A 26,290-nucleotide genomic window follows, 5' to 3' on the forward strand; every position below is an offset into this window, starting at 1 on the left:
TGATCCTAGTGCCTGGCTTCAGTCGTCGTCTTGCGCGCGTGCACGCAGGGAAATTTGTTTGACGTAGGCCTTGGGCGACAGGCCGGTGTGCTGGCGGAAACAGCTGTAGAACGCCGACAACGAGTTGAAACCGGCGGCAAATGCCAGCTCATCAATGCGGATCGGCGGCGTGGCGCCATCCAGTGCCGCCAGCAAATGTTGCAGGCGGGCCTGGTTGACGTAGCGGTAGAAGCTCTGCCCCAGCACCTGGTTGAGCAGGTAGGAAATCTGGTTGCGGCTGTAGCCACATTCCTTGGCCACCCGTTGCAGGTCCAGTTCGGGGTCGAGATAGGGTTGCTGGCGCTGGAAGTACTGCTGCAAATCGTTGGCCAGGTAGCTCAGTTGCTGGGGCGACAGGCCCAGGCGGCTGACGGTCGGCCGTGTGGCCTGGGACTGGGAACGGCTGGTGGCGGGCTCGTGCACCAGGGACGCGTATTCGTTGACGCGCCAGATCAGCCCGTCACGTACGGTAATCGCCTCACTGGTGCGAAACGACACCAGGCCCTGGCCACCGCGCAAGGTCACGCGATACTGGATAAATGCGGTATCGCCGTCGGTGCGGATGCGATCGGTGTGCTCAATCGCCTCGTCGGGGTCGCGCGGCATGCTGGCTTGCAGGTACTCACGCAACTGGTCGAAGCACACTACGCGGTTCTGGAAGAAGTCGTGGTACTGGATATCCGGGTGATAGTGCGCCATTACCCCGTCCAGGTCGCGGTGCTTCCAACACAAGTGATGGCGCAATACCACGTCGGCAGTCGCTTGGGTCTGTTGCGGGCAATCGGCCGGGACGGTCTGTGGCATACAACACTCGAAAACGGCTAAAGCCTGGAGCTTGCACAACTTTACCGGGTGCTTCAATGGCCAATTGACAGTTTTAAGTAATGGCCTTTTGCCTAAGCATTTGTAAGACATGACCCACGTCAAACTTCTCGCAAGGAAGCGCCGAACGGACAGAAAAAACCCCGGTACTTATTGCCAGCGAGTGCTATTTTTTAAGCTTCACCGTCAGGACTATTGATGGACCTGACGCCCTTGCCGCGAGCTAAAGGAAGTGCTCAATGAACAAGGTTGGCAACATGAACAAAGTGACGTTCCCCAATGCATGCCAGTTGATGCGCTGGCACTTTCACCCGGTTGGCTTTGAAGGCAGCATGGACGCGCCTGGCAGCATGATCGCGCGATTGTTTGACCGAGAGAGTGGCGAAACCCTGATTGCCATCGCCGGCATTCCTTGCGCCACGGTGATGAACGCCACGGATGTGGAGCGGATTATCGAGGCAATCGAGGCTGAGCTGGACTCGTTTGTGCGCCCGCAACTGCGGCAGGCCTGAACTGCGTAGGGGCTGTTTCGCTTCGCGAGGCAGCTCCTACAGGGATCTAACGGCGGCGGTCATCGAAGAACGCCTTGCTCCCCACCACCCGATCCGACGCCTTCGGCGCATTCGTGCCCTGGCCATCCTGCCCTTCGACATACCAATAGCAATGGCTCACCGCCCGGGTAATCCCGACATAGGCCAGGCGCAGCACCTCGTCTTTTTGCGCATTGTCATAGGGCTCGGCATCACCGTCCTTGCCCAGGCCCGCCATGCGGTACACCTGGTTCTTGTACGGCGAGCGGGTCAGGTGCTGGCAATCGCCGAGCAGAAACACCGCATCCGCCTGTAGGCCCTTGGCGCTGTGGTAGGTCAGTTGCTTGAGGCGGCGCATGGCGGGCGGCAAGCTAGAATCAAGATTAACTACAGTTTGAATATGCTCTTGAATCAATAGCTTATCGCTACCTTTTCGATACAACATCAATACCGATTCGCCACGCTGATAGTGCGCCAACAACTGCTGGGCCAAGGCTGCCTCGTCGCGATCAAGCACCTGTACCGGCACCAATGCCCGATCTACGCCGCTGGCCTTGGCCTTTTTGCCGCTGATCGCCGGTGCGGCTTTAACGATGTGTTCGGCCGCATCGATGATGTGCTGGTGACTACGAAAGTTCTCCCCGAGCATCACCCGAGTGGTGGCCGGTGACGGGAACTCCTTGTTGAACTCCATGAAGTATTTGGGCGAGCTGCCGCGCCAGCCATAGATCGACTGCCAGTCATCACCCACGCAGAGCAGCGAGGAATGCTGGGCACCGCGCCCCACATGCATCGCCGGCCCACGACTGCGGATTTCGCGCAGGCTGGCGCGGATCCACGAGACGATCTGCGGCGAGACATCCTGGAATTCGTCGATCATCAAGTGCGACAGCGGGCGCAACAGCCCATCGTTGAGCAACTTGAGGTTTTCCGGGGTGTTCTCGCCAAACAGCGAAAACATGCGGTTATAGGTCATGATCGGCGGCGACTGGTCCAGCAGGTGATCTTCCAGGGCCTTCCAGAAAATACCCAGGGCCTCGAAGAAGCCGCGATCCGGGTCATCCTTGGCAAAGCTCATCTGGCCTACAGCCGTGGGCACGTCCAGGCCGAGGTTTTCGATAAACCCGGCGGCGGTGACGAAACAATCCAGCAGCGGCGCCGAAGCCAGTTCACCCTTGACCTTGTAATCAAACCCCGGCCCCGAGGTGGTATCTGCCGCCAGGCTGCTCAACAGGCGACTGGATGACTCGTAGCTATCTATCCATATCAATGGCTTACGACAGAAAGCTTGAAACAAGGTGCGCTTGACCGCCCATTCCGCGCGTACCGACAGCTTGGCCCCAGGGCGGGCAATCTGCGGGTTTTCCCGGGAGTCGAAACCCAGCACCACCCAGGCATCCAGTTCGGCGCAGTAGCCATGGCAATGGAACGGCGCACCATTGATTTCAACGCTCTGGCGGTTTGGCTCGATGCCCTGGATCGGCCATGCGCCGGCGCGCAACCACAGGTCCTCGATCACATCGCACAGCTCTTCGTCGCGCTTGGCTGCCAACTCGGTAACCGCCACGCGCTTTTGTACATCCGGGTGGTCGCGCTCCAGCTCCTTGAGCTGCAGGGCGTGGCGGGCCATGGGCGCCATCAGCTCGCGAAAGCGCGCATGCCGACCATGGAGCCCGTGATAACAGGCGTTGAGTTGCTGGCGTTGGGCATCGTTGATGCGCAGGTCGAAGGGGTTGCTATCGGCCTCCTCGTCGTACGTACCGTGGTGCAGGTTCTCGAACGCCTGCAACCGCTCTAAGCCCGGCAGGCTGCGGACCATGGGCAGGATGCGCGAGTGAAACGTGCGCACCACAGCCTGGGCTTCTTTCAAACCAAGGGGTTGGCCCCACAGCTGGAGAATCTGCATGAGCTTGTTGATGAAGTCCTTGCGCGATTCACGGGTGAAGGTCACCACGGTCATGGAGCTCAGCTCAAAGCCCAGGTAATGCGTCAGCAGCAGGATCCGCAGGACCAGCGACGTGGACTTGCCGGCACCGGCACCGGCAATCACCGAAGTGGATGGGGTGTCGCTGAAGATCATCTTCCACTGGGCTGCGCTGGGCTGCGCATGGGCCGGTAGCAGGCGCGCCACATCGGCCTTGATACGTTTTTTTAGCTCCGCGGTCAGTGGCAGGCGCCAATCGTCGAACAGGCTGTCGTCGACACCCGGGACGCGATGCTCATCGCTGCGATAGTCACGGATCAACAGGACCTGGCGCCCTTCCTCGATGCCATCGCGCCTGCCCTCCTGGTAGCCATACTCCACGCCCGCCTCATGCCCGCTGCGAAACCCGTCGGCCTGGCCATGCAGCCACGAAAAACGATGCTGGGCCCGCAGGCGCGTTAAACCATGGCCAAACAGCCGGGCAGCCAGGCGCTTGAATAGCGGCATTTGCGCCAGCGGGCGCAGTTCGGGGGGCAGATCGGGGGTGTGTTGCGGCACGCGGACTCCTGCGGGGGCTTGAGCGGACAGAGACGCTATGGTCGCCGGAAACCTCCGACAGTTCCAGCCAATTGCTTTGGCTTCATGTGGTTAGGCGATGAAGTGAAGATCGGGTCGAGTTCTCGCGACCACAAACCAATCGAATAATTTGATTGAAATAAGGCATTTTTTACGCTTTTTATCGATGATGCTCTGATAGAAGATAGGCCCATCAACAGGAGACGATCATGCTTGAACTTCGACCTTTTACCTCCCTGGGCGCTGCCAATCACGGTTGGCTGGATGCCCATCACCACTTTTCATTCGCTGAGTACCATGACCCTAAGCGTATGCACTGGGGCAACCTGCGGGTGTGGAACGACGACATCATCGCGCCCGGTACCGGTTTCCCCCAGCATCCGCATCGGGATATGGAAATCATCACCTATGTACGTGAAGGTGCCATAAGCCACGCGGACAACCTGGGCAACAAAGGCCGCACCGAGGCTGGCGACGTACAGGTAATGAGCGCTGGCACCGGGATAGCCCACAGTGAATACAACCTGGAAGCCACGGCAACCAAGATTTTCCAGATCTGGATCATTCCCAATGAAGCGGGTTTGCCCCCTTCCTGGGGTGCCAAGCCGTTTCCCAAGGGCGAGCGCGAAGGCTTCGTGACCTTGGCCAGCGGCAAGCACGGCGACAATCAAAGCCTGCGGATCCGTGCCGACGCGCGCCTGGTGGCGGCCAACCTGAAGGCCGGGGAAAGTGCCGAGTATCACCTGGATGCAGGACGCCGCGCGTATCTGGTGCCGGCCACTGGGGTGATCGATGTGAATGGCTTGCGAGCGCAGGCGCGGGACGGCGTTGCGGTAGAGGATGAACGCGTGCTGCGAGTGACCGCGCTCGAAGACAGCGAAGTGGTGCTGGTGGACCTGGCCTGATCCCAAGCCAGGCACTAAACAAACTGTGGGAGCGGGCTTGCCCGCGATGGCGTTGGGTCAGTCACCGATTCATTGACTGATCCACCGCCATCGCGGGCAAGCCCGCTCCCACATTTTTTACAACTGTGTGTCAGTTCGGGGTGATGGCGCCGTCCACCAACACCTGCGCCTCTTCCACCAGGCGCTTGAGGTGATCTTCGCCAATGAAGCTCTCGGCATAGATCTTGTAGATATCCTCGGTGCCCGATGGCCGTGCGGCAAACCAGCCGTTTTCGGTCATGACTTTCAGCCCGCCAATCGCCTGGTCGTTACCCGGTGCATGGCTGAGGATCTGCTGGATGCTTTCCCCGGCCAACTGCGTGGACGTGACCTGCGCCGGCGCCAGCTTGCCCAGTAGCGCCTTCTGCGCCGGCGTGGCCTTGGCATCCACACGAATGGCGAAGGGTTCGCCCAGGGCGTCGGTCAGGCCACGGTAGATCTGGCTTGGGTCCTGGCCTTTGCGCGAGGTCATTTCCGCGGCCAGCAAGGCCGGGATCAAGCCATCCTTGTCCGTGCTCCAGACAGTGCCATCCTTACGCAAAAACGAAGCCCCCGCGCTTTCTTCGCCGCCAAAGCCCAGCGAGCCTTCGAACAGGCCATCGGCAAACCACTTGAAGCCCACCGGCACTTCGTACAGGCGCCGGCCAATGCGCGCGGCCACGCGGTCGATCAAGCCACTGCTGACCACGGTCTTGCCAACGGCAGCATCAGCACGCCACTGGGGACGGTTCTGGAACAGGTAGTCGATGGACACGGCCAGGTAGTTGTTCGGCGCCAACAGCCCGCCCGACGGGGTAACGATGCCGTGACGGTCGTGGTCCGGGTCGCAGGCAAATGCCACGTCGAAGCGGTCCTTGAGGCCGATCAGGCCTTGCATCGCATAGCTGGAGGATGGGTCCATGCGAATCTGGCCGTCCCAATCCACGCTCATGAAGCGGAAAGTCGGGTCGACCTCGGTGTTCACCACTTCCAGGTTCAAACGGTAGTGCTCGGCGATGGCCGACCAGTAGCGCACCCCGGCTCCGCCCAGCGGATCCACGCCCAGGCGCAGATCGGCACTGCGGATGGCGTCCATGTCGATCACATTGATCAGGTCGGCCACGTAGGTGTTGAGGTAGTCATGGCGGTGGGTGGTGTCGGCTTTCAACGCCTGCGCGTGGGTAATGCGCTTGACCCCGGCCAGTTTGGCCGCCAGCAGCTCGTTGGCCTTGGCCTCGATCCACTTGGTGACATGGGTATCGGCCGGGCCACCGTTGGGCGGGTTGTACTTATAGCCGCCGCTCTGGGGCGGGTTGTGGGACGGGGTGATGACAATGCCATCCGCCAGCCCGCTGGTGCGGCCACGGTTGTAGCAGATGATGGCGTGGGAAATCGCCGGGGTGGGTGTGTATTCATCGCCCTCGGCGAGCATTACATGCACGCCGTTGGCCGCCAGTACTTCCAGCGCACTGGCGCCCGCCGGGGTGGACAGCGCATGGGTGTCGAGGCCGACAAACAGCGGGCCATTGATACCTTGCGCCTCGCGGTACAGGCAAATGGCCTGACTGATGGCGAGCACGTGCCATTCGTTGAAGCTCAAGTCAAAAGAGCTGCCACGGTGCCCGGAGGTACCAAATGCCACGCGCTGAGTGGAGATTGCTGCATCGGGCTGGCCGGTGTAATAGGCCGTTACCAGTCGCGGGATGTCCACCAGCAATTGAGCCGGTGCCGGTTTGCCCGCAAAAGGACTGAGAGTCATGCAAAAACCTCTGAAAAGAAGGATTCGGAAAAGGAATGCAGTTTACTGGGAGTTCGACCGCCATGCGACGGTATCTATCCCACAATAATTAGGGATATTTCCCGCAACACCAAATCATCCATTCTGCCCCTGCTTGAGTGCCCGCGCCAACTCTTCCAGGACCAGGTCCAGGCTATGGTGGGAGCTGAACACATGACTCAAACGAAAGTGCTGCTGGTACAGGCCACTGACACTGAACAACTCACCAGGGGCGATCACCACCTGGCGCGCCAGCATGTTCTGGAATACCCGGCGCATATCCACAGCCTCGGTCGAGCGCAACCAATAGGTGGCGCCTGCCTGGGGCTGGCGGTATGTCACGCGCTCGCCCAGATGCTGCTCCAGACGCTTGTGCATCGCTGCCGCGTGTTCCTTGAGCAGTGCGCGCAGCTCCAGCAAGTGCTGGTCCAGGCGGCCATTGTGGTCCAGCCGGGCAATCGCCCGCTGGCGAATGGACGACAAACGAAACGCGCGCAACAGGAACTGGCGCTGCAATTGCGTGCTCATGTGCCGCGACAGCAGGTAACCATAGGGCGCTTCCGGGCCCATGAGTTTCTCGAAGGTAGAAAACACCATCAGCCGCTCAGGATTCACCAGGTCCCGCAAGTAGCCGGCGCACGCCTCGAATTCCAAGCCGCCATGGATGTCGTTCTCCAGCAGCCAACAGCCATGTTGCTCCAGCAATCCTGCCAGTTGCGCCTGCTCGGCCAGGGTCAAGGCTTTGCCGGTGGCCAGGCCGGGGGTCGAGGATAACAATGCCAGTTGCACGCCCTCGCTACGCAACTGCTGCTCCAGATACGCAAGGTCCAGCCGTCCCTGCTCGTTGCACGGCCACTCGATCACCCGCACTTCGGCGTCTTGCAGCAGCCGCAGCACGAGCCAGTCACACGGCGACTCCACCAGCACCGCCGCCCCTTTGAGGGCCAGGACTTCGATCAGGATGGCCAGCACGCCCCGCAGGTCAGCGCCGATATAGACGTCATCCGCCTGCCAGCATCGTGTAGGCGAACGGGTGTAGCGCGCCGCCAAAGCCGCACGCAGTTCCCAGATCCCACAGGGCTGGGAATAGGGCTGCAACTGGCGCGGGTACTGGCGCACCAGCTCACGCTCCAATTGCAGCAATGGGCCGTCCAAGGACAGCAGCTGCGCCGGCTCATCGGCACTGAGCACCAACATCCCCGGCCTGCGCGCCCCGGCATACAGGCGCTCGAGCAAATCACCGGCGGTGCAGCACGGGGTGGTGCTGGCAATGGGCAAGGCGTAGTAACCGGACTTGGCCACCGAGTACACCCTGCCCTCCTTTTCCAGCAGCGAATAAGCGTATTGAATGGTGGAAATCGACACGCTCAAACGCTCGGCCAGGTGTCGCAACGACGGCAGCTTGACCCTCGCCTCACCGCCCACTTCATTGATCAGGTTGATCATGTAGCGATACACGGCCTGATAGGCGAAGTCTGCCTGCTTGTCCTCACTCATGACGTTTTCTGCCGTCGCACACCCACCTTCAGCGTCCTGGCACGCCGTGCGGCCCTGTGACCGGCTCCTCGCTGTTGATGCAGGCGGCATTGGCCGCCAGATCGTTGCGGTACAAATGCTGCAACAACGCCAGCGGCAAACCGCTGGTATCGACAATCCAATGCTGGATCAATTCGGCCGACGCCTTGCCCTCCAGGGCTTTGTGCAGTTCGGGCAGCGCCACCAGCATGCCGGGGTGGCAGCGGCGCAAGAACGCTTCCAGCCGCTGGCCTTGTTGGATAAACGGTGAAAACAACAGGCAGACCAATTGGCTTTCTTCCAGGCCAAAAAACTCGCGCGCGTAAGTCGTCGCCAGCATGCGCCCGTCCGGAGTACCGGCTTGGGCAATCAGCAGTTCGGGGATTCTTTTGCGGCGCATAAAACCTGTGGCCTGTTCGATAAACCCTCTGACGCCCTGCTGATAGTCAATGCCCAGCAACACTTCGGCGTGCAGGCCATGCATGTGCGCCATCATCAATGGGTTGGCGTAGGCCGGGGTGCTGAACTGAAAGGCAAACTCATCTTGCTTGTAACCCATGAAATCGTTGAGCAATGCGGTGCAGTCCAGCTCCCCGGTGCATAACAGGTCGGCGACGCCGATGTAGGCCAGGTGGCGATGCACTTCCTTGGAAGATGCATCCTGTGCCGCATAGTACTCGCCATACACATCGCGGTAATAGCCAACGCTGCAATCGTCCATGCGAGTAAACAGGGCGGTGAGCGCCAGGGGCCGGCCAGAGTGACCTTTCATGCCCGCCGCACGGGTAGTCTTGACCAGCCACGCCAGGTATTGGTTTTGCTTGCGCGGCGAATCACTGCTGACCAGGGCGTGCACCCCACCGTCCCAGGCGGTAATGCGCCGATAGAAATCCCCCAGGGACAAGTAGCCATCGTTACACAGGCTGGTGCGAATATCCCCGCAACTCCTATGCCCGACCATCAACATATTGCGCCGGCCGATATCCTGCCCAGTTGTCGAAGCCGGACGCAGGTGGTTGAAGGGCAAGACCTCCTGGTTTTCCACCATCATCAGCTCGACCCGGGGGTCGTCATGGAAAAACAATGCGCTGTAGCCACGATGAATGCTGTCCAGCGCGGCTTGCGTCATTCCCGTATGCCGCAGGGTTGCGACGCGCAACTGGAAACTCCTCGGCGCCCGGCCGGCGATGGTCAATTGGGCGGCACGCAGGAAGGCCAATGCATAACTGCTGCCTCTGCCGCCCCCATGGGCGACCAATACTTTGTAGTCACCGATCTGTTCGATGCCGCCTGCCGCCACAATCAACCGCTGAATCAATAATTGAAGTGCAGTTCGCTCCGCTCGCGAGAAGTAGCCCTGTAAGCGTTGCAATACTTGCTGGTAAACATAATTCATGGCTTGTTCGTGAATAGCGCTCATAGCTTTACTACCTGAAGTTAACTGTCAGTTCCGGGCAAGCAGTTAGGCGTGCCTGTCCGTCCTGCGGTTTGCTTGGAGTTGACGCCTGTTGCGACTAAGGCTGATAGCTAAATGTTAGCACCGCACAACAAAGCGCCAGTCGGAACATCCCTGCGAAGATGCCATCAGCTGTTGAAGAAAGCCCCTACACCGGCCTGTTGGCCAGCCTAGGAACGGTCTTACAGCTTCCTAGTGGAATTTAACTCAGACAATCAAGAATGGTCTGACATATACAGCGCAGGGAAACTACCGGATTTAGTTCGCACTCTATCTACCGACCAACATCCTTTGCCCGGCATACAAGGCGACTTACTAGTTACAGCGAACCGCTGTTGTGATTTGTTTTCTGCAATCATTGCTCAGTCCTTGAGATGAAAGTGACCGGGCAATTATCAGCGCTTGCTTGATGATTAAAAGATACAGACTCAGCGTAAAAACCAGTGCAGATCAACAGCTTGGCACTTGTTGCGGGGCCCACGCAAAATGCCGCGGCTCTGGGATTCAGGGCGGCGGCGGCTTAAAAGGCAGGTTTTACAGGGGGGAAACGGTGACAGTCCTGGTGCCAAGGGCGTAGGTACTGTCCTTTCAAATGGCGTATTTGCCCCATGGGCAGCGTAGGCGGAATGTCCGATTACGAACATTCCCACAGATCAAACGGCTTCAACCTGCAACGCCACCCGCTCGCGACATGGGCATTCGTCCATATAGCGGTGTGCATCGACAAATTCGCTGAAGGCAAATACCCGGGTCTTGAGGGGTATCAGCAGCCCGTCGGCAGTCAATTGGTTGATCTCACGTAGCGCCCGTTGCAGCGCAGCCTGGTCCTGGGCGATGCCCAGCTCCGGCTTGCCGGTGAAGTTGCCGATGCAGTGCACAAAGAACTGGATGTTCTTCTGGAACGCGGCGCAGGCCGGGAATGGCGTCTGGTTGCCGCCTTGCAGGCCATACAACACCAGGCTGCCACGTGGCGCGAGCACATCGCCCAGCAGCGACATCTGCGGGCCACCCAGGCCGTCGAACACCACATCCACGCCGCGCCCATCGGTGAACTTGTTGATTTGCATCAGCAAGTCCTGCTCTTCGGTGACGATGACCTTTTCGGCGCCCAGGGACAGCAGGTACTCGCGCTCGTCCGGTGATTTGGTGGCCGCGATCACCCGCACCCCCAGGGCCTTGCCCAATTGCACGAACGAAGGCCCGGCACAATGGCTGGCATCGGTGACCAGGGCGAACTGCCCAGGCTTGGCCCGCGCCAGGTCGATATAGGCAAAGTAGGCAATCAACAGTGGCGTGTAATGCACGCTGGCCTGCACCGGGCTCAATACGTCCGGGTAACGGGTCAGGGCCGAACGGGGCAGCACAATCAACTCGCCATATACCGGGTAATCATTGGGGCTTTCGGCCGGGAAGCTAGCGACCTTGTCGCCCACCGCCAGGTCCTCGACGCCCTCGCCCAGCGCCACGACCACGCCGGCCATTTCATGGCCAAGACCGGAAGGCAGCCGGGCGTGGGACGACGCCAGGTTCTGGCGCCAGAGAATGTCGTACCAACTGATGCCAATCGCCTCGACACGCACCTGCACTTCGCCCGGTGCGGGCAACGTGGCTTCATGCTCTTCGCACTTGAGCACCTCGGCCGGACCAAACTTGTGAAAACGGATCGTGCGGGACATCGCAAACCTCGCCAAAGTAACCTCTAATGCCATGAACTTTATCTGGGCTTTCGGGGCAAGGCCACCGGTCGCCATTAATAGTCGTCATGTCTGTCATTGATTCCACCGCCTAGGAAAAAACACCAGGCAGCGTAGGAAATCTGAATTAGCCGGTGCAGAGTACCAGCCTTTCCCCGTAAGATTCACGCCGGCCATTGTTATCATGTGGCCGTTCACGTCAAGTTCGCTGAATCTGCCAGGACACAAGATGAACCGTAACGACCTGCGTCGTGTCGACCTGAACCTGTTGATCGTATTCGAAACCTTGATGCATGAGCGCAGTGTGACCCGCGCGGCCGAGAAATTGTTCCTCGGCCAGCCGGCCATCAGCGCTGCCTTGTCGCGCTTGCGCGGGCTGTTCGATGACCCGCTGTTTGTGCGGACCGGGCGCAGCATGGAGCCCACGGCCCGAGCCGTGGAGATTTTCGCCCTGCTGTCGCCGGCCCTGGATTCGATTTCCACCGCCGTCAGCCGCGCCGCCGAGTTCGACCCGGCCACCAGCACCGCAGTGTTTCGCATCGGCCTGTCGGACGACGTCGAGTTCGCCCTGCTGCCGCCACTGCTCAAGCGCCTGCGCGCCGAAGCGCCGGGCATCGTGCTGGTGATCCGTCGCGTCAACTACATCCTGATGCCGGGCCTGCTGGCCTCCGGGGAGATCTCCATTGGCGTCAGCTACACCGCCGACCTGCCGGCCAACGCCAAGCGCAAACTGCTGCGCCGCAGCCTGCCCAAACTGTTGCGCGCCGACAGCGTACCCGGCGCCCTGAGCCTGGACGACTTCTGCGCCCGCCCCCACGCCCTGGTCTCGTTTGCCGGCGATCTCAGCGGGTTTATTGATGAAGAGCTGGAGAAACTTGACCGCAAACGCCATGTGGTGCTCGCGGTCCCGCAATTCAACGGCCTGGGCACCCTACTGGCCGGCACCGACATCCTGGCGACCGTCCCCGACTACACCGCCGAAGCCCTGACCGCCGCCGGCGGCCTGCGCGCCGAAGACCCGCCGTTGCCGGTGCGCAGCTTTGAACTGCACATGGCGTGGCGCGGCTCCCAGGATAATGATCCGGGGGAGCGGTGGTTGCGGTCGCGGATTCAGATGTTCTTTGGCGACCCCGATAGCCTGTAATGCAATTCCACTAAATTCCATAAAAGCGTTTATAACAACGACTTATTGATAATTTAAGTCTACTTCCGTCTGTCTAAATCCGATGGATTCCACGACTCATAGGGGCATAACTGGGGGCAAATTCCGGTTCCTTAAAAGGATGCCCCCACCGACGCTCCAGATAATGCGGTTGTTTTCAAACGAAAACTCAGCGATACCTTGATCCGCTCGCTGACCGAACCCGGCAAACACGCCGATGGCGAAGTCCCTGGGCTCTACTTGGCGGTAAGGGCGTCGAGCAAGGTCGGAAAATCCCCTTCCAAGGTTTGGCGATTGAAGTATCGCCTGCATGGCAAGGAAAACCGCTTCTCCATCGGCGCATACCCCGACATTGGTCTCAAGGAGGCGCGCGACATTGCCCGCGGCGCACGCCACGATCATTACCGAGCTGCGCCGCCAGCGCACACTGGCGATGGCCCGGCGTGTGCGCACCATCATCCGCGCCGTCCTGGGGTTTGCTGAAGGGCGCGGCTGGATTGATCGCAACGTAGCGCTCAGCAACATTGAGGAATTGAAGATCCGCCATGTCGTCACCAGCAACCCGGCGAACGAACGGCCGGCCGATCTAGGCAGGTTTCTTCTACGCCTTGATGACTGCAACGACGGCAGCGTTGCCGCCGCAATGCGCCTGCTGGTCATGTTACCGGTCCGCCCAGGCGAACTGGTTCAGATGCGCTGGGAAGATGTCGACTGGGTGGGCGCCGATTGGCGTTATGTGGTGAGCAAGACCAAACACCTGGACAAAAGCAAACACATAGTGCCGTTGCCTGAGCAAGCCTTGGTTCTGTTACGCGAGCTACATAGAATCCGCGTGGTGGATGAAGAAGGCAAAGGCTGGGTGTTCGTCTCACCGGTTTACTTACCGAAAGACTTAACAGACATCTGAAGAGGCGCGGGAGCTGTGCAGGTTACTCAGATAAGTCTCGTTATCGCGAAAGTCAGCAGGGCAGATCCGGTACAAACTGAACACACGGCTTTCTGGCGTTTTGCGCAGGGGCGTTCGTAAGTTTCCGTTTCTAATAGCCCCCCGCTCCACGAGTTCAAGCATCCGCAGGCCTATGAGTAAAAAAGAAAAACAGCAGACCTGATATCGCCAGGCATGCCAGGCCTGCGCAGATCATGACGAGACCAAAGCCACCCGCCATCGCTGACCTGTAAAGATCGACAACCCAGGGCTGAGTCGACGGAAAAACATGGTCCACTATCGCTCGCCGAGCCAAATTAGCTGCATGACTTGGCCCACTGTCTTGTATTTCAACAGTAAGCCTATTGACCGCATAAACACTCATGGTGCTACCTAAAATAGCGATTCCCAAAGCCATTCCGGTCTGCCTCAAGGCGTTCATTGTCGCGGATGCAATGCCGGCACGTTCAGGCGGGACGCAGCCCATGACCATCATGCCGGTTGCGGGTACTGATAACCCTGTTCCAAAACCCAGTACGGCAAGGATCAATCCAATCCCGAGATAGGGAGTCCATGGATTGAAAACGACCATGGCGCACAAGGCCAGACCTATCAGCGCATAACCTGTGACCATCAGGAACTTCATCGAGAACCACGCCACGAATCGCCCGAAAAACAAGGAGGCCAGTGCCATCATGACGAACTGCGGCATTAGTTTCCAACCAGTAATCTCCGGGCTGCTCCCCTGTACTTGCTGGAGAAAAAGGGACAAAAAGAAGAGGCTGCTGTAACTGGAGAAGCCGAGAATAAACGACGCCAGATTGGCCAGCACCAGCGGGCGACTACGGAATAATTTGATCGGAAACAGAGGCCGTTCGACGCGCAACTCAACCCATACGAATGCGATGAAGCCCACTGCGGCAGTAAGCAAAGGGATTAAAACCCTATCGGGCGAACTGCCATGTTCCCCGATTCCAATGAGGCCATAGCTGAGTGCCCCCAGCCATAGCATGCTAAGCGCCTGCCCTGCTGGATCGAACGCCGCGTGATCGAGATGCTTGCGCTCGGGAATACCATACGCACCCAGCACAGTTGCCAGAATGCCAAGCGGGACATTGACCAGGAAAATGCTCTGCCACCCGACACGCTCGACCAATATCCCCCCCACTAACGGCCCGCAAATCAACGCGAGTGCGCTAAAAGCGGACCACCCGCCAATCGCCCGCGCCCGCTGGCCGGGATCAGGGAATGCGTGAGCCAGAATCGGCATTGCCCCCGGTATAAGCATAGCGCCAGCAACGCCTTGGACAGCTCGCCCCCACAAAAGCATCGGCAGTTGGCTAGCCAGCGAGCAGATGACCGATCCAACCACAAAGAGCAAAACGCTACCAAGCCAAACCCGTTTGTGCCCATAGCGATCACCAAGAGGTCCGGCAGATAGCATCACCGCGGACAATGCGACTGCGTAGATGTTGACGACCCATTGAAGACCCGCCAAGTCAGTTTGTAACGCTGTCTGAAGGGTAGGCAGTGCGACGTTGACGATGCTGATGTCCAGCGTCGCGAGAAATGTTCCGAGATAGGCGGCAGCGACCAAGGCGTGAATTCGATATTTGCGCATCGGAGTCCAACTTACGTTAAGGAACTTACCTTGATCCTATCCACTGACTGACAGTCAGTCAATAAGAAGACTTCGCTTGATGGCGTCGCCAAGATACAATTGACCGACCGATAGTCAGGGCTGAAAGGCTCGTACAGATGCCTCTTCCTCTCCTAGCCAGTCAACTTTTATGCAGGGCCCCAAACAGCGATGAAATATAAGAAAAGCCAAGTCGAGCCACCTACCTCGAAAACGCCGCGAACCAAGCCTGCGCACATACGCCTCGATGAATTGATGGCCGCCGCAGAAACGCTGTTTTTAGCACAGGGCGTCGAAGCCACTACCATTGACGGGATCGCCGAACTGGCGCAGGTAGCGAAGGGTACTTTTTATATTTACTTTTCTTCCAAAAATGAGTTGCTTGAAGCGATGGGGCAACGTTACACCGCGCAGTTTCTGCGTCGTCTTGAGGAAGAGGTGGATAAGTGCGCTCCCGGAGATTGGCTGGCGCGCCTGCGCACCTGGATCCATACAAACGTTATTGCCTATGTCGAAACGTATAGAACGCACGACATCGTTTACACAAACCACCATCACCACAATCGTAGCAATCAAGAAAAAAATGCCATCCTGGAACAGTTGCAAGACATTCTGCTGGGAGGCAATGAAGCAGGCACCTGGCGATTTGATCAGCCCCGAATCACGGCCTTGATAATCTATGCCGGCGTGCATGGGGTCACCGATGATGCGATCGCTAATGAGGGCACCGATTGTGAGCAATTTGCTCGTGATGTTACCTCCGTATGCCTTCGCCTGATTAACGTGGCTGAGGAGTCCAACTGAAAGCCCGGCGGCTGATGTTGAAAATCAGTGGCAAGCGTTATCTCCAAAGCGGCACCTATCGACTCCGCTTTAACCCCGGTGGCCGCCTCTTCCCTGACCTTGCGGAACGTTACGTGATCGTTTTATCGGCGTCAGTGGCGTTTTTCCGCCCAGGCGATTCAGGTTCGTCGCTGCGTCCGCCCCCATATCCAGCGTCAATTCGTCGTTCTCGTGCCCGTCGGGCGTTGCAGCGATCCGCGCTAACTCAAGTCCTCGCCGATTCGCTGTAATCGCGACCTACATTAACGCTCGTCCCAGGCTCAAGGCGCAGCACTTGCCTGCGTACCACTTCGCCTTCTTCGGTAGAACTCACAAAAGCCGCGAATCCTGTGTTGCCCCCTTCATTTCCTGCGACCCAAAAAAACTCATAAACGCCTTGTTGACTGACCGGCAGTCATGAGTTAATAATTCTCATTAAGGATTAATCTGGAGTTCAAGGAATGACGTCGACACAGGTAATTGTGCTGCTGAAGGAAATAGGGTTACCGCCCGAGCTGCTCGCGTCAGCCGCCGGTGACTGGAGGCTGCGCACTGATCTGGGCCTGAGCTCGGCGGAAACGCTGGAGCTGCAACTGATGCTGGAGCAGTTGGGATGTGGCGGATTTTCGCTTTGGGATACGCATGACCATACCTTGCGAGAGCTTGAGCGACTGATCGAGTCAGCACACGCAACTGACGGCCTTCGTGCCGGGGGTACGAAATGAGTCCTCATCCTGCATCACTGAACGAACAGTTGGCCGTGGTCCTAAACAAGGGCGGAGATGCACCTGCTTTAATTGCCGATGGCGAAATTATTTCCTATGCGCAATTGAAGTCGCGAGTTGCCTCTACAGCCGCACGGCTGCGAGCCCTAGGCATCTCGAAAGGCGATCATGTCGCGTTTCAGTTACCCAACTGCGCCGATGCTGTCATCTTGATGCTTGCGACGCTGATAACCGGCGCGGCTCCAGTGCCACTCCTTCCCGCCTATCGCGAACAAGAATTGCGACACGTCCTGAAAATGGTCAGGCCTCGTGTCATGGCCATGACCAAAGGTAACCGTCGCTTCAGCGCAGTGGGTGTGGCCAGCACTGTAAGTCGTGAAGAAGGTTTGGACGTGGTGCTGGGTCTTATTGATGAGCCTGACAACGGCGACAATTCAGACTGGCTAGCGCTCAGGGAATTCTGCTCAGCGTCATGTGACAACGCGTCAGCGCATGAACTGCGCGCGACACAGATGGGTGCAGAAGATACAGCGATGATGCTGCTGTCGAGCGGGACGACAGGACTCCCGAAGCCCATCGCTAGAAAAAACGCAGGCTACAGCTACATGATCGCTGAAGCTTGCCGGGTATTCGAACTCAGTCACTCCTCCTCCTATCTGGCGGTGCTGCCCATATCTCACGGTTTTGTCATCAACTGCCCGGGCATTCTCGGCACCCTCCTTTGCGGGGGAACCGTGGTTCTGTCCCCGGACACGTCCGCGCAAACGGCTTTGAGACTGATCACAAACCATGAAGTAACACATTCGACGCTGGTTCCAGCATTACTGGCCCAGTGGCTTGATCGAGTGAATCAGCAAGGGATTGCACCTCAGACATTAAGGCACATTCAAGTCGGTGGGTCGCGCCTGCCTGCTGATCTCGCAGCCCTTGCTGAATCAAGGTTAGGGATGCGTATCCAGCAGTGCTACGGGATGAGCGAAGGGCTTCTTTGCTTCACCCGCGAGACTGATTCGGACAGCGTCCGATTCAACTCACAGGGCCGCCCGTTGTCCGAGCAAGATGAGGTCCTGATTGTGGACAGCGACGGCACGCCGGTCCCGCTTGGCCAATCAGGTGAATTAATCACCCGCGGCCCCTACACCATATCTTCGTATTTCAACAATCCGCTGGCGACTTCCCGCGCCTTCACGCAAGACGGGTATTACCGAACCGGCGACATGGCCCACCTTGATTCGGCGGGCAACGTCTATATCGATGGGCGATTGACCGACTCAATCAATCGCGGTGGAGAAAAATTCAGCCCGGAAGAGATTGAAGCGCTTACTAAACAGCACGCGAAGATCCAGGACGTCGCGGTGGTGGGTATATCCGACCAGCGCTTCGGCGAAGTGCCTTGCCTGTTTGCCGTAGTGCACGAAGGAGAACAGCTTTCGTTATCCGAAGTCCGACGGCACCTGGAGATTGTTGGTATAGCGCAATTCAAACTGCCGGAGAGGCTAGTCCTGATAGAGGCGATTCCGCGCAAAGGCATCGGCAAAATTGACCGCGCGTCTCTACGCGCTCAAATCTACGGCGAGCGCCAAAGCGAAGCACAAGCATCCGGGTCGGGTGAGCTATGAAGCTCATACAAGCCCAGGCCGAAGGTGCCATTAGATTTAGCTTCGCGGCCTCAGTGCCTGTGCGACATCAACTGGTTGTGTTCCCTCACGCTGGCGGTAGTTGCGAGTTCTATAGAGCGTGGCGAGACCACCTGCCTGCGGACGTGGACCTCGTAATAATGCAATACCCTCAACCAGGCACGAGCAACGCGACAGTGAACTGGAGCGACCCACACGCAGCTATCCAACGCTGCATGAGGGGGTTGGCCAGTCTTCTTGGCATCGCGCCCACCACACTCTTTGGGCACAGCATGGGCGCCTTGCTCGCACTGCATATAGCGTCCTCCCTGGCATCGTCGAGATTCAGGGTGGCTCAACTCATCCTGTCGTCTCAGATGGCACCGGTGTCGCTGCAGACAATCCTTCAATCACAGCAGGATGTCGACCAGCTTGCAGAGCGTGCGATGGGGCTTGGCGAAGTGCCCGAGTTGAGCACCTCCGCTGACACCGCTCAGACGGTTGTTGCTTCAGCTGTTCGTCAAGACCTGGCGCTTCTTCAAAAGCTTGCGAAGTTGCCGGTGGGTGACTTGCCCACGACCCGCCTATTCGCGGGCGACAACGATCCGTTGATCGACAGAAAGCAGTTCTTCGAGTGGTCTCAATTGCTGCCCAAACATCCAGTGCTAGAGGTTTTTCCAGGCGGGCACTTCTACTTTCTCGGCAATGAGCCGTTGGTAGTGGACACCATCCTGGGCCCCTCTCGTACGGCGTGACCTCTACGTTCATTCAACCCAAACGCGTAATGGGAAATTTGTCATGGATTTCGACCTTTTCAATGCTCAATCAGCAGCTCCCAGCCCTGCCAAAGCGCTGGATATGTTTCCCCAACTCAGGGACTTCAGTGCGTCGCTGGGAAACACCCCGCTCGTGGAAGTGCCGGGGCCACAGAACGGAGGTCGAATCTTCGCCAAGCTGGAGTCGAAGAACCCTTCCGGGTCGATCAAGGATCGCGTGGCCTTCGGCTTGTTTTGTGATGCGATCAATGCTCACGACTTTGATCAGGGCCCGCTCAAGCTTCTTGATTCGTCGGGTGGCAACATGGCCAAGGCTTTAGCTCATTTGGGGCATCTATGCGGCCTGCCCGTGCACGTGGTGATACCCGACTCAGCGCCAGAGGTATTGCTTCAATCCTTGAGCGATAGCAACGCGATTGTCACGAAGGTGGACAGCAGCCATTTTCTGCTTGGCATCATCGCCCGCAGCCAGCAGATCGCCTGCACGGAGCCAGGCTGGACCTTGCTATCCCAGCATCTGAACTTGGTAAACACATCGGTGCATCAGTATCACACCGGCGCCGAGATCTGCCGTCAGCTCGACGGCCGACGCCCCGATGCCTGGGTAGCAGCCATCGGCACTGGAGGTACGCTTGCCGGCGTATACGCAGCGCTGGCGCAGCAAAACCAGGACCTGCGCGTCGTCGGGTGCACGCCTCGCGAACTGCCATTTGGCACAATGGAACCTCCAAACCGAACTGCCAGATTCGCAGGCGCAGGAGGATTTGGTTTCGGGTTCCGGCAACCGTTTGTCTCGTTGATTCCCTACGAAGTGCCGTTCCAGACCGTCTCACATGAGGAGTCTCTCAAAGCCATGTTCCGGTTCTTCGAGGAAACCGGCATCCCAATTGGCGGTTCGGCCGCGGCCAACTGGATCGTCGCGTGTAACGTCGCCTCTGAACTCGACAAGGAGGCCAGTGTAGTCACCATCTTCCCCGACGCCGGCAGCGACGCCGACCGCGAGCGGGGCCGGCAGTTGCTCGATAACGAGCGTCAAACGACAAGGAGCTAATGCTATGCCCATTAATGAACAGGACATGATGTCAAATCTGGTGAGCCTGGCCGATCTGGCCAGAGCTCAGTTGGACCTTCCCGACGGGCTCAACAAAGCCCGGCAGATTGTTGCAGAGCGCATAGGCACCGATCGCTTCGTCATGCTGCCACTGCTTGAACTCAGCGATATTCAGTTCAAGGCACAGGCTGACGACAGGCCCACTGTGGGCGATGTCAACTCGCATATTGATCGATGGATCGGGGATGACGGCGTCGAAATCGGCACCATCAGCGGCGAAGGTTGGAAGATCGCAAGCCTGGATAAAGACGTGATCTCCTATTATCGGGAAACCGCAGATACACGCTTGGGCAGAATCGAGACAGCGGGGGTCTGGAATTCATCCGCCATTTGGCAAGGGCGATGGCAATCATTGTTTGCCACCGGTGTCACCGGTGAGGTGACCGGGATGATTGGGGTACGGCAACTGTATCAAGAGGTCCCGCGCGAGCGCTATCGGGCCTTTGTATTGCTGATTCCGATCGAAGCGGCCGACGAAGCGATTCAGGGCCGGGTACGCCGCGGATACACGACTGATTGAATTCGGAGGTCGCATGTACGATCAGCACGTGGACCGCGACATTGCAGTCATTGGTATGGCTTGCAGGTTTCCTGGCGCCAACACCCTTGAGCAGTACTGGCACAACCTGGTGAACGGCGTCGAGTCGGTAATCGAACTCGGTGATACGCCTACCGATGCGCAGACCATGCCATTTGCCGCACCGTTGAATGACAACGTACTGTCATTCGATGCCACGTTTTTTGGCGTGGGTCATCGTGATGCAGCCTTGATGGACCCTCAGCACCGACTATTCCTCGAGTGCGCGTGGCATGCGCTCGAGCATAGCGGTATCAAACCCGGGCAAATGCCCGACACCGGTTTGTTTGCCGGCTGCAGTAGCTCAGCCTACCTTGGCCACTTGCAAGCGTCCGACCTCATGGAAAAATTCCAGCCGTCAGGGTTCGAGCTGCAAATTACCAATGATAAGGACTACTTGGTCACGCGGGCGGCGTGGCACCTGGGCATAGAGGGGCCGGTACTCGGTGTGCAGGCAGCCTGCGCTACATCGCTCGTCGCCGTCGCAGAGGCCGTCGAGGCCTTACGCGCAGGGCGATGTCGAGTAGCGCTGGCCGGTGGATGCACGTTGCGGTTTCCGCAACGTGCGCCTTACCGGACTCAGCGAGGCATGATCTACGCACAGAATGGCCACTGCATGCCTTTCTCCAGCAAAGCGACAGGGACGGTGTTTGGCAGCGGTGTCGCGCTAGTGGTTCTGAAACCGTTATCCCTGGCGCTCGCTGAGGGGCAACGCGTGTTAGCCGTAATCAAAGGCTGCGCCGTCAACAACGATGGCGCCCGCAAGGTGGGTTTCACCACCACCAGCGTCGACGGACAACGACGCGTGATCAGCGCGGCCATGCTCGATGCCCATCTCACGCCCATGGACATGCGGGCGATGGAGGCGCACGGGACCGGGACAATTGCCGGTGATCCCATTGAGTTCAACGCATTGAACGACCTGTTTGCAATGCCCGGGAAAGGACACAACTCCTGCGCACTTGGCTCAGTGAAGGCCAACGTAGGGCACCTGGAAACATGCGCGGGGATGGCAGGGCTGATCAAGGCCGTGCTCCAGATCCAGCATGGTTTCATAGCGCCACAGATCCACATGGACGAGGTAAACCCTTCGATAGCATTGGATACCAGCCCGTTTTACTTTCCCGCAATCGCTGAGCCGTGGCATACAACGGATAGTCGCAGCGCCATTGGGGTCAGTGCTTTTGGAATCGGCGGGACAAATGCGCACGTAGTGCTGGCGCGTTCGCCACAAGCTCTCGATGAGACGACGACCGCCGCGACCGATTTTCCTTCAGTCATTCCCGTAACCGGGCAAAGCGAGGCTGCCTGCCACAGGCTGATACGGGCCTACCGCGCAGAACTCGCCGGGCTCCCCGCGGACCGCACGGCGTGGAGCGCCCAAACCACGCGTCGAGCGCTCAGGTATCGCGCAACCTTGTGTGCGGACAAGGACGGCGCACTGCAGGTCGCTGACCCGGTACGCGATACCGGCCGCCGCAAGCCGGACATCGTTTTCCAGTTCCCGGGCCAGGGCAGTCAGTTCCTCGGCATGGCCACCGGCCTGGCCAAGTCGAACCGACATTTCGCAAGTGATCTTCATGCCTTGGTACGTCTGCTGCGAGAACAAGCGGATGTCGATGTCTCCTTCCTGCTGGATGGAAATGCTGACACCGACCTGACCGATACCGCGACGGCACAGCCCGCGCTCGTTGCAGTTCAAATCGCGATGGCCCGGTTCCTCATTCGGCACGGCGTCGTACCTGACGCAATCGTCGGTCACAGCGTGGGCGAAATCGCAGGCGCCTGCATCGCCGGAATGCTGACCGCCGAAGAAGCACTGCTGTTCGCTGCTCGACGGGGCAGGTTGATGTCTGAATTGCCAGCTGGCTCCATGCTCGCCGTCTCCATGAGTGAGCAAGCCTGCCGGGATTGGCTCGCGGACGACGTTTCGCTAGCCGCCGTCAACGCCACAGAGGCCTGCGTTCTCTCCGGTACCAAGGCCGCGATCGAGCGCATACAGCGCTCATTGACCAGCCTCGGCATACGTTGCCGTGGTTTGACGGTATCCCATGGGTTTCACTCGTCCATGATGGCCCCCATCCTGGACGAACTGGCAGCCGCCGCGCCGACCGCCAAGGCGGCGCCTTCGGATATTCGCTTCCACTCGACCCTGCACGGCACAGCATTCGACTCGTCAGACCGCCTCGACGGAGCCTACTGGGCGCGGCACGCGCGTGAGCCGGTGAGATACCTGGAGGCGCTTACCACCATTGCGGTTCGTGAAGGGACGCTATTTGTCGAAGTGGGCCCCGGCACGACCTTGACGGCCTTGACAATGGCACTGCGGCCGCGAGACACCGCGATTCGCACGATGCGTGGCGAGCGAGACAAATCGCCAGAGCATGAGGTGTGGCATACCGCGCTTCAGAAAATCTGGATGGCCGGTGTGGACATTGACTGGCGCCCGTCGTGGAACCTGCCGGCCAGAACCATCCCGTTAACGCCCTACCCCTTCGACCGACAACGTCACGGCGTGACGCTTGAGACGCAGGGCAGCACACCTCGTACGGCCGAACCCGCACAGCAGCCTGAGTCGCGAAGGTACAACACCGTTGCACAGGCCGCTGCCGCACTTTGGGAGAAGGTCACCGGGACGCCTCCATCCAGCCAGTATCAGTTGTTCAGTGACGATGGCGGGGATTCCTTGGCGGCGTTCCAACTGATTGCATTTGCAGACTCCGAACTCGGGGTCGTGTTGAACGTATCTGACTTCCTGGCTGATCCCACACCGTCGGGCCTATGTACATGCCTGACGGATGCCGGCGCCGCTAACAGCATTCACATTCATCCTAAAGAAGGGAACGCATAGTCATGGCAACCATCACTCATCCAACGTTCGGTGTCTATGAAGTCGAAACTGTAGTGGTAGACAGTCAGAGTTCATTCACCATCGCCTGCTCGCCCCACCGGCATGCGATGCCCAGCAATGGAGGTATCCGTTGGAGTCGATATAAAACACTGTCACATCAAAAAGATGAAGCAATCATGTTGGCAAGTGCGATGGATCTGAAACATGGTTTTTATCGAACCGGCTTCAGCGGCGGGAAAATCGTCGTAAATAGCAGTGCGCTACCTGATGAGGCCCCACACGTATTCGATGCCATCGGAGAAACCCTGAACCGCTATGCCGGCTCGATGTACACAGGGTGTGACATCAATACAAGCAGTGCGCATATGACGTACCTGAGAAAATCCACCCCGTGGATTCTGGATGCCATGGACAGCCCTCAGATCAGCACGTCAATTGCCACCGGATTTGGTGTCTGGAGTGCCCTGAAGGCGGTACTGAAGTGCTCTCCGAGAATCAACGGAACGCCTCTTGTAGCCATTCACGGCATGGGCAAGGTGGGCTTTGAAGTTGCCAGGCAATGTCTCGCCCATGGGTACAACGTGATCGGCTTCGACGTAAAGCCCATTAGCGATATTCCGGCCGGCCTGTGCATGTTGAGCGAGGAGGATTTCTGGTCAAGCGCCCCGGATGTGCTGTGCATTGCGTCCCTCTCCAGAATCCTTGATCTGCCCACGGTTGAACGTATACGCGCGCGCTGGGTTATCAGTAGCTCCAACACACCGTTTGACAGTACTCAAGCAGAAGCGAGGCTTCTGGCGCGTGGGGTTGGTTATGTTCCTGATTATGTAAGCAACGCCGGAGCGGTTATCTGTGACAGCATCGAGCGATCGTTCCCTGATGTTTTTCGTGCGATGACACAGGATCAGGCAAACAACTATACAGGGGCATTGATCGGTACTAAGACCGGCGAGTTGATCAAACGGGCAGAACTGCTGGGATGCAATATTCCCACACTGTTATCGCGAACCTATTTTCATGCCGGAAATAATGTAGACCTCGACGTATCCCAACGGCACGATCCGTCTATCCACGCTGATATAGACGCGCGCAGCTTCGCGGTTTAGACATAAGAGGACAATGAAGGGGATAGCTGTGGGTTTGTTATAACTTGGCGGCACCGCTGGCCCATCACAAGCATTTAAACTTTAAAGATCTCGCACATACCCAACTTATCTGGAAGAGCCATTCTTCCAACGTATTTAATTTGCTTGACGCATCACGCAGTAACCGGGACTTCCATTACAACCGAGTCACTACGACCCACGCGCGTATAACGCCGCTCGATTACCTGACGAACCCCAAAATATAACTAATTGCAGTGACGTCTTTTGTCGCCCACTCTAATTATCAGGAAGATACGATGTCCCCCAATACGCCAGAGACACACTACGATGTATTAATCATCGGCGGAGGAATACTCGGTCTCGCCAGCGCTTACTATGCGACAGCCAGAGGATTAAAAACATTGGTTGTCGATCAGTACGGAATAGGCAACGACACCAATAGTTCCAAAGGCCTGGAGCGAATGTTCCGCTTGATGCAAGACAACGAGTCCGAAGCCCGGCTGGCCGAAGCGTCACTTGCAATATGGACAGAACTGCAGCGCGCGAGCGGAAAAAACCTGCTTGCTTCGGACGACCTTATCTTCTTTGGCCATCGGGATGCGCCGATGACTACCGAAGGTAACGTGCAACACATCAAACACACCATGGATAGCATGGGCATGCCCTACGAATACCTGGACTCCCCCGCCGCTATTCACAAAAGATTTCCGATGTTCAATCTGGCAGCCATGCCTGACGACTACGTAGGCCTGGTGCAAGCGGCAAGCGCGTCCATCAACGTGCAGGAAGCGGCCAGGACTTTTCTATTCGCCGCCCGGCAGACGGACCTCCTGCACGTATTGGATAAGCATGCCGTGATCCAGGTCGCCCCTCTTAAGGACCAGGCTGGCTATACGCTGCTGACTGAGGCTGATGGTCGCTCCGTGACCGTCCACGGAAAACATTTGATCACTTGCCCGGGAGTATGGGCAGATTCGGTGTTGAAGGGCTTTGGTCTCAAGCAAGCGCCCGGTTGGAAGATCTGGAAGATGAGTTACGCCTATTGGCCACTCAAGGAAAACCCTCCGAAGATTCCTATCTGGTTTGAGTTCGGGAATATCGATGCAAGCGACCAAGGTACGTTTTACGGCTTCCCACCCCTGGACTTCTCGCCAGACCGGCACAACATGGTAAAAATGAGCGCCGACTACACCTACGACACTTACGATGCGCCGTCAGCAATTCAACCGGGCGTGAACCCGAGATTGATGGAGGAACTCGTTACGCACCTGGATCAACTGATTGCCCCCAATGCCGTCGACGCCACTCAATACCAGCATGCGGGGACATGCCTTTACTCGATGAGCCCGGACGGCAAGCTGGTGATCGGGCGTATCCCGACGGCACCCGGCCAGCAGTCATTCCATGCCGGCGCCTCGATGTGCGTTATGGAGTCAGGCCGAGCCTTCAAATACGCGCCATTGTTTGGACGTATATTGGTTGAACTGGCTGTCGATGGGCACACCCGGTATCAGCACGACCTGGATATATTCTCGTCCACTCGTGATGGGCTGTTCGAACCTTCAACGTAACAGCGCTAAAACGGGGCCCACTACGAAGCGCGGTTGGTGCTCTCCCTTTCGTCTGCGCATCGTCAACACCGGTAGGTGCCCTGCTTCCAGGCAAGGGCACCGTTCACCCTGCACGCCAACAGCCCCTGAAGTACCGCCCAAAGAACAACCAGG

General features: G+C 58.3%; 19 protein-coding genes and 1 pseudogene. 13 read left to right on the plus strand and 7 right to left on the minus strand.

The genetic code is table 11. The features are described 5' to 3' along the window. Positions 1-18: 18 nt before the first annotated feature. Positions 19-843, minus strand: a complete 825-nt coding sequence (locus HBO11_RS07510) for a helix-turn-helix domain-containing protein (RefSeq protein ID WP_169951553.1) — start codon at positions 841-843, stop codon at positions 19-21. Positions 844-1,100: 257 nt separating this feature from the next. On the opposite strand from HBO11_RS07510, the gene HBO11_RS07515 reads away from it, so the two are divergent. Further along, entirely contained in the window at positions 1,101-1,373 is a 273-nt protein-coding gene (locus HBO11_RS07515) for a DUF1652 domain-containing protein (protein WP_169951551.1), read from the plus strand. Positions 1,374-1,419: 46 nt separating this feature from the next. Here HBO11_RS07515 and HBO11_RS07520 read toward each other — a convergent pair whose 3' ends face one another. Then, the gene (locus HBO11_RS07520) at positions 1,420-3,873 is read right to left on the minus strand and encodes a UvrD-helicase domain-containing protein (protein WP_169951549.1); all 2,454 of its coding nucleotides are present in this window, start codon (positions 3,871-3,873) and stop codon (positions 1,420-1,422) included. A gap of 227 nt (positions 3,874-4,100) precedes the next feature. On the opposite strand from HBO11_RS07520, the gene HBO11_RS07525 reads away from it, so the two are divergent. Beyond that, on the plus strand, positions 4,101-4,796 hold the full coding sequence (locus HBO11_RS07525; protein WP_169951547.1) for a pirin family protein: 696 nt from the start codon (positions 4,101-4,103) through the stop codon (positions 4,794-4,796). A 130-nt stretch (positions 4,797-4,926) separates the two neighbouring features. Here HBO11_RS07525 and pgm read toward each other — a convergent pair whose 3' ends face one another. The 4 genes from pgm to HBO11_RS07545 all read right to left on the minus strand — a co-directional run bounded on the left by pgm (position 4,927) and on the right by HBO11_RS07545 (position 11,238). Continuing rightward, a complete protein-coding gene (gene pgm / locus HBO11_RS07530) occupies positions 4,927-6,573 on the minus strand; it encodes a phosphoglucomutase (alpha-D-glucose-1,6-bisphosphate-dependent) (protein WP_169951545.1) in 1,647 nt (548 codons plus the stop codon). Positions 6,574-6,687: 114 nt separating this feature from the next. After that, positions 6,688-8,088, minus strand: coding sequence for a PLP-dependent aminotransferase family protein (locus HBO11_RS07535; protein ID WP_170041439.1), 1,401 nt, complete (start codon positions 8,086-8,088; stop codon positions 6,688-6,690). Positions 8,089-8,116: 28 nt separating this feature from the next. Beyond that, complete coding sequence (locus tag HBO11_RS07540) at positions 8,117-9,526, minus strand: hypothetical protein (RefSeq protein ID WP_262381000.1); 1,410 nt, start codon at positions 9,524-9,526, stop codon at positions 8,117-8,119. 689 nt (positions 9,527-10,215) lie between these two features. Then, the gene (locus tag HBO11_RS07545) at positions 10,216-11,238 is read right to left on the minus strand and encodes a zinc-dependent alcohol dehydrogenase family protein (RefSeq protein ID WP_169951539.1); all 1,023 of its coding nucleotides are present in this window, start codon (positions 11,236-11,238) and stop codon (positions 10,216-10,218) included. Positions 11,239-11,485: 247 nt separating this feature from the next. Between HBO11_RS07545 and HBO11_RS07550 the strand changes: the two genes are divergently transcribed. Then, positions 11,486-12,400, plus strand: coding sequence for a LysR family transcriptional regulator (locus HBO11_RS07550; protein ID WP_262376887.1), 915 nt, complete (start codon positions 11,486-11,488; stop codon positions 12,398-12,400). Between the two features lie 198 nt (positions 12,401-12,598). After that, positions 12,599-13,298: pseudogene (locus tag HBO11_RS07555) on the plus strand (integrase family protein); the annotation flags it as partial. A 181-nt stretch (positions 13,299-13,479) separates the two neighbouring features. On the opposite strand, the gene HBO11_RS07560 reads toward HBO11_RS07555, so the two are convergent. Continuing rightward, positions 13,480-14,964, minus strand: coding sequence for a DHA2 family efflux MFS transporter permease subunit (locus HBO11_RS07560; RefSeq protein ID WP_169951537.1), 1,485 nt, complete (start codon positions 14,962-14,964; stop codon positions 13,480-13,482). A 189-nt stretch (positions 14,965-15,153) separates the two neighbouring features. Here HBO11_RS07560 and HBO11_RS07565 point away from each other — a divergent pair, with 189 nt between their 5' ends. The 9 genes from HBO11_RS07565 (at position 15,154) to HBO11_RS07605 (ending at position 26,137) form a co-directional block, all read left to right on the plus strand. Then, positions 15,154-15,786 (plus strand): TetR/AcrR family transcriptional regulator, encoded by a 633-nt coding sequence (locus HBO11_RS07565; RefSeq protein ID WP_169951535.1) that lies wholly within the window; start codon positions 15,154-15,156, stop codon positions 15,784-15,786. Between the two features lie 479 nt (positions 15,787-16,265). Next, positions 16,266-16,529 carry a hypothetical protein gene (locus tag HBO11_RS07570; RefSeq protein ID WP_169951533.1) on the plus strand — a complete coding sequence of 88 codons (264 nt, stop codon included), beginning with the start codon at positions 16,266-16,268 and terminating at the stop codon, positions 16,527-16,529. Continuing rightward, entirely contained in the window at positions 16,526-18,148 is a 1,623-nt protein-coding gene (locus HBO11_RS07575; protein ID WP_169951531.1) for an AMP-binding protein, read from the plus strand. The genes HBO11_RS07570 and HBO11_RS07575 overlap by 4 nt, the downstream gene beginning before the upstream one ends. Beyond that, positions 18,145-18,900, plus strand: a complete 756-nt coding sequence (locus tag HBO11_RS07580) for an alpha/beta fold hydrolase (RefSeq protein ID WP_169951529.1) — start codon at positions 18,145-18,147, stop codon at positions 18,898-18,900. The genes HBO11_RS07575 and HBO11_RS07580 overlap by 4 nt, the downstream gene beginning before the upstream one ends. Before the next feature lie 43 nt (positions 18,901-18,943). Continuing rightward, complete coding sequence (locus HBO11_RS07585; RefSeq protein WP_169951527.1) at positions 18,944-19,972, plus strand: pyridoxal-phosphate dependent enzyme; 1,029 nt, start codon at positions 18,944-18,946, stop codon at positions 19,970-19,972. A gap of 4 nt (positions 19,973-19,976) precedes the next feature. Beyond that, positions 19,977-20,552: a hypothetical protein gene (locus tag HBO11_RS07590; protein WP_169951525.1), complete on the plus strand. Its 576-nt coding sequence runs from the start codon at positions 19,977-19,979 to the stop codon at positions 20,550-20,552. Positions 20,553-20,565: 13 nt separating this feature from the next. After that, positions 20,566-23,460 (plus strand): type I polyketide synthase, encoded by a 2,895-nt coding sequence (locus HBO11_RS07595; RefSeq protein ID WP_169951523.1) that lies wholly within the window; start codon positions 20,566-20,568, stop codon positions 23,458-23,460. 2 nt (positions 23,461-23,462) lie between these two features. Further along, a complete protein-coding gene (locus tag HBO11_RS07600) occupies positions 23,463-24,566 on the plus strand; it encodes a Glu/Leu/Phe/Val dehydrogenase (protein WP_169951521.1) in 1,104 nt (367 codons plus the stop codon). A 296-nt stretch (positions 24,567-24,862) separates the two neighbouring features. Next, on the plus strand, positions 24,863-26,137 hold the full coding sequence (locus tag HBO11_RS07605) for an FAD-dependent oxidoreductase (protein WP_169951518.1): 1,275 nt from the start codon (positions 24,863-24,865) through the stop codon (positions 26,135-26,137). Positions 26,138-26,290: the final 153 nt, after the last annotated feature.

Source organism: Pseudomonas sp. WS 5010 (genome assembly GCF_012985565.1).
In the GTDB taxonomy this organism is placed as follows: domain Bacteria; phylum Pseudomonadota; class Gammaproteobacteria; order Pseudomonadales; family Pseudomonadaceae; genus Aquipseudomonas.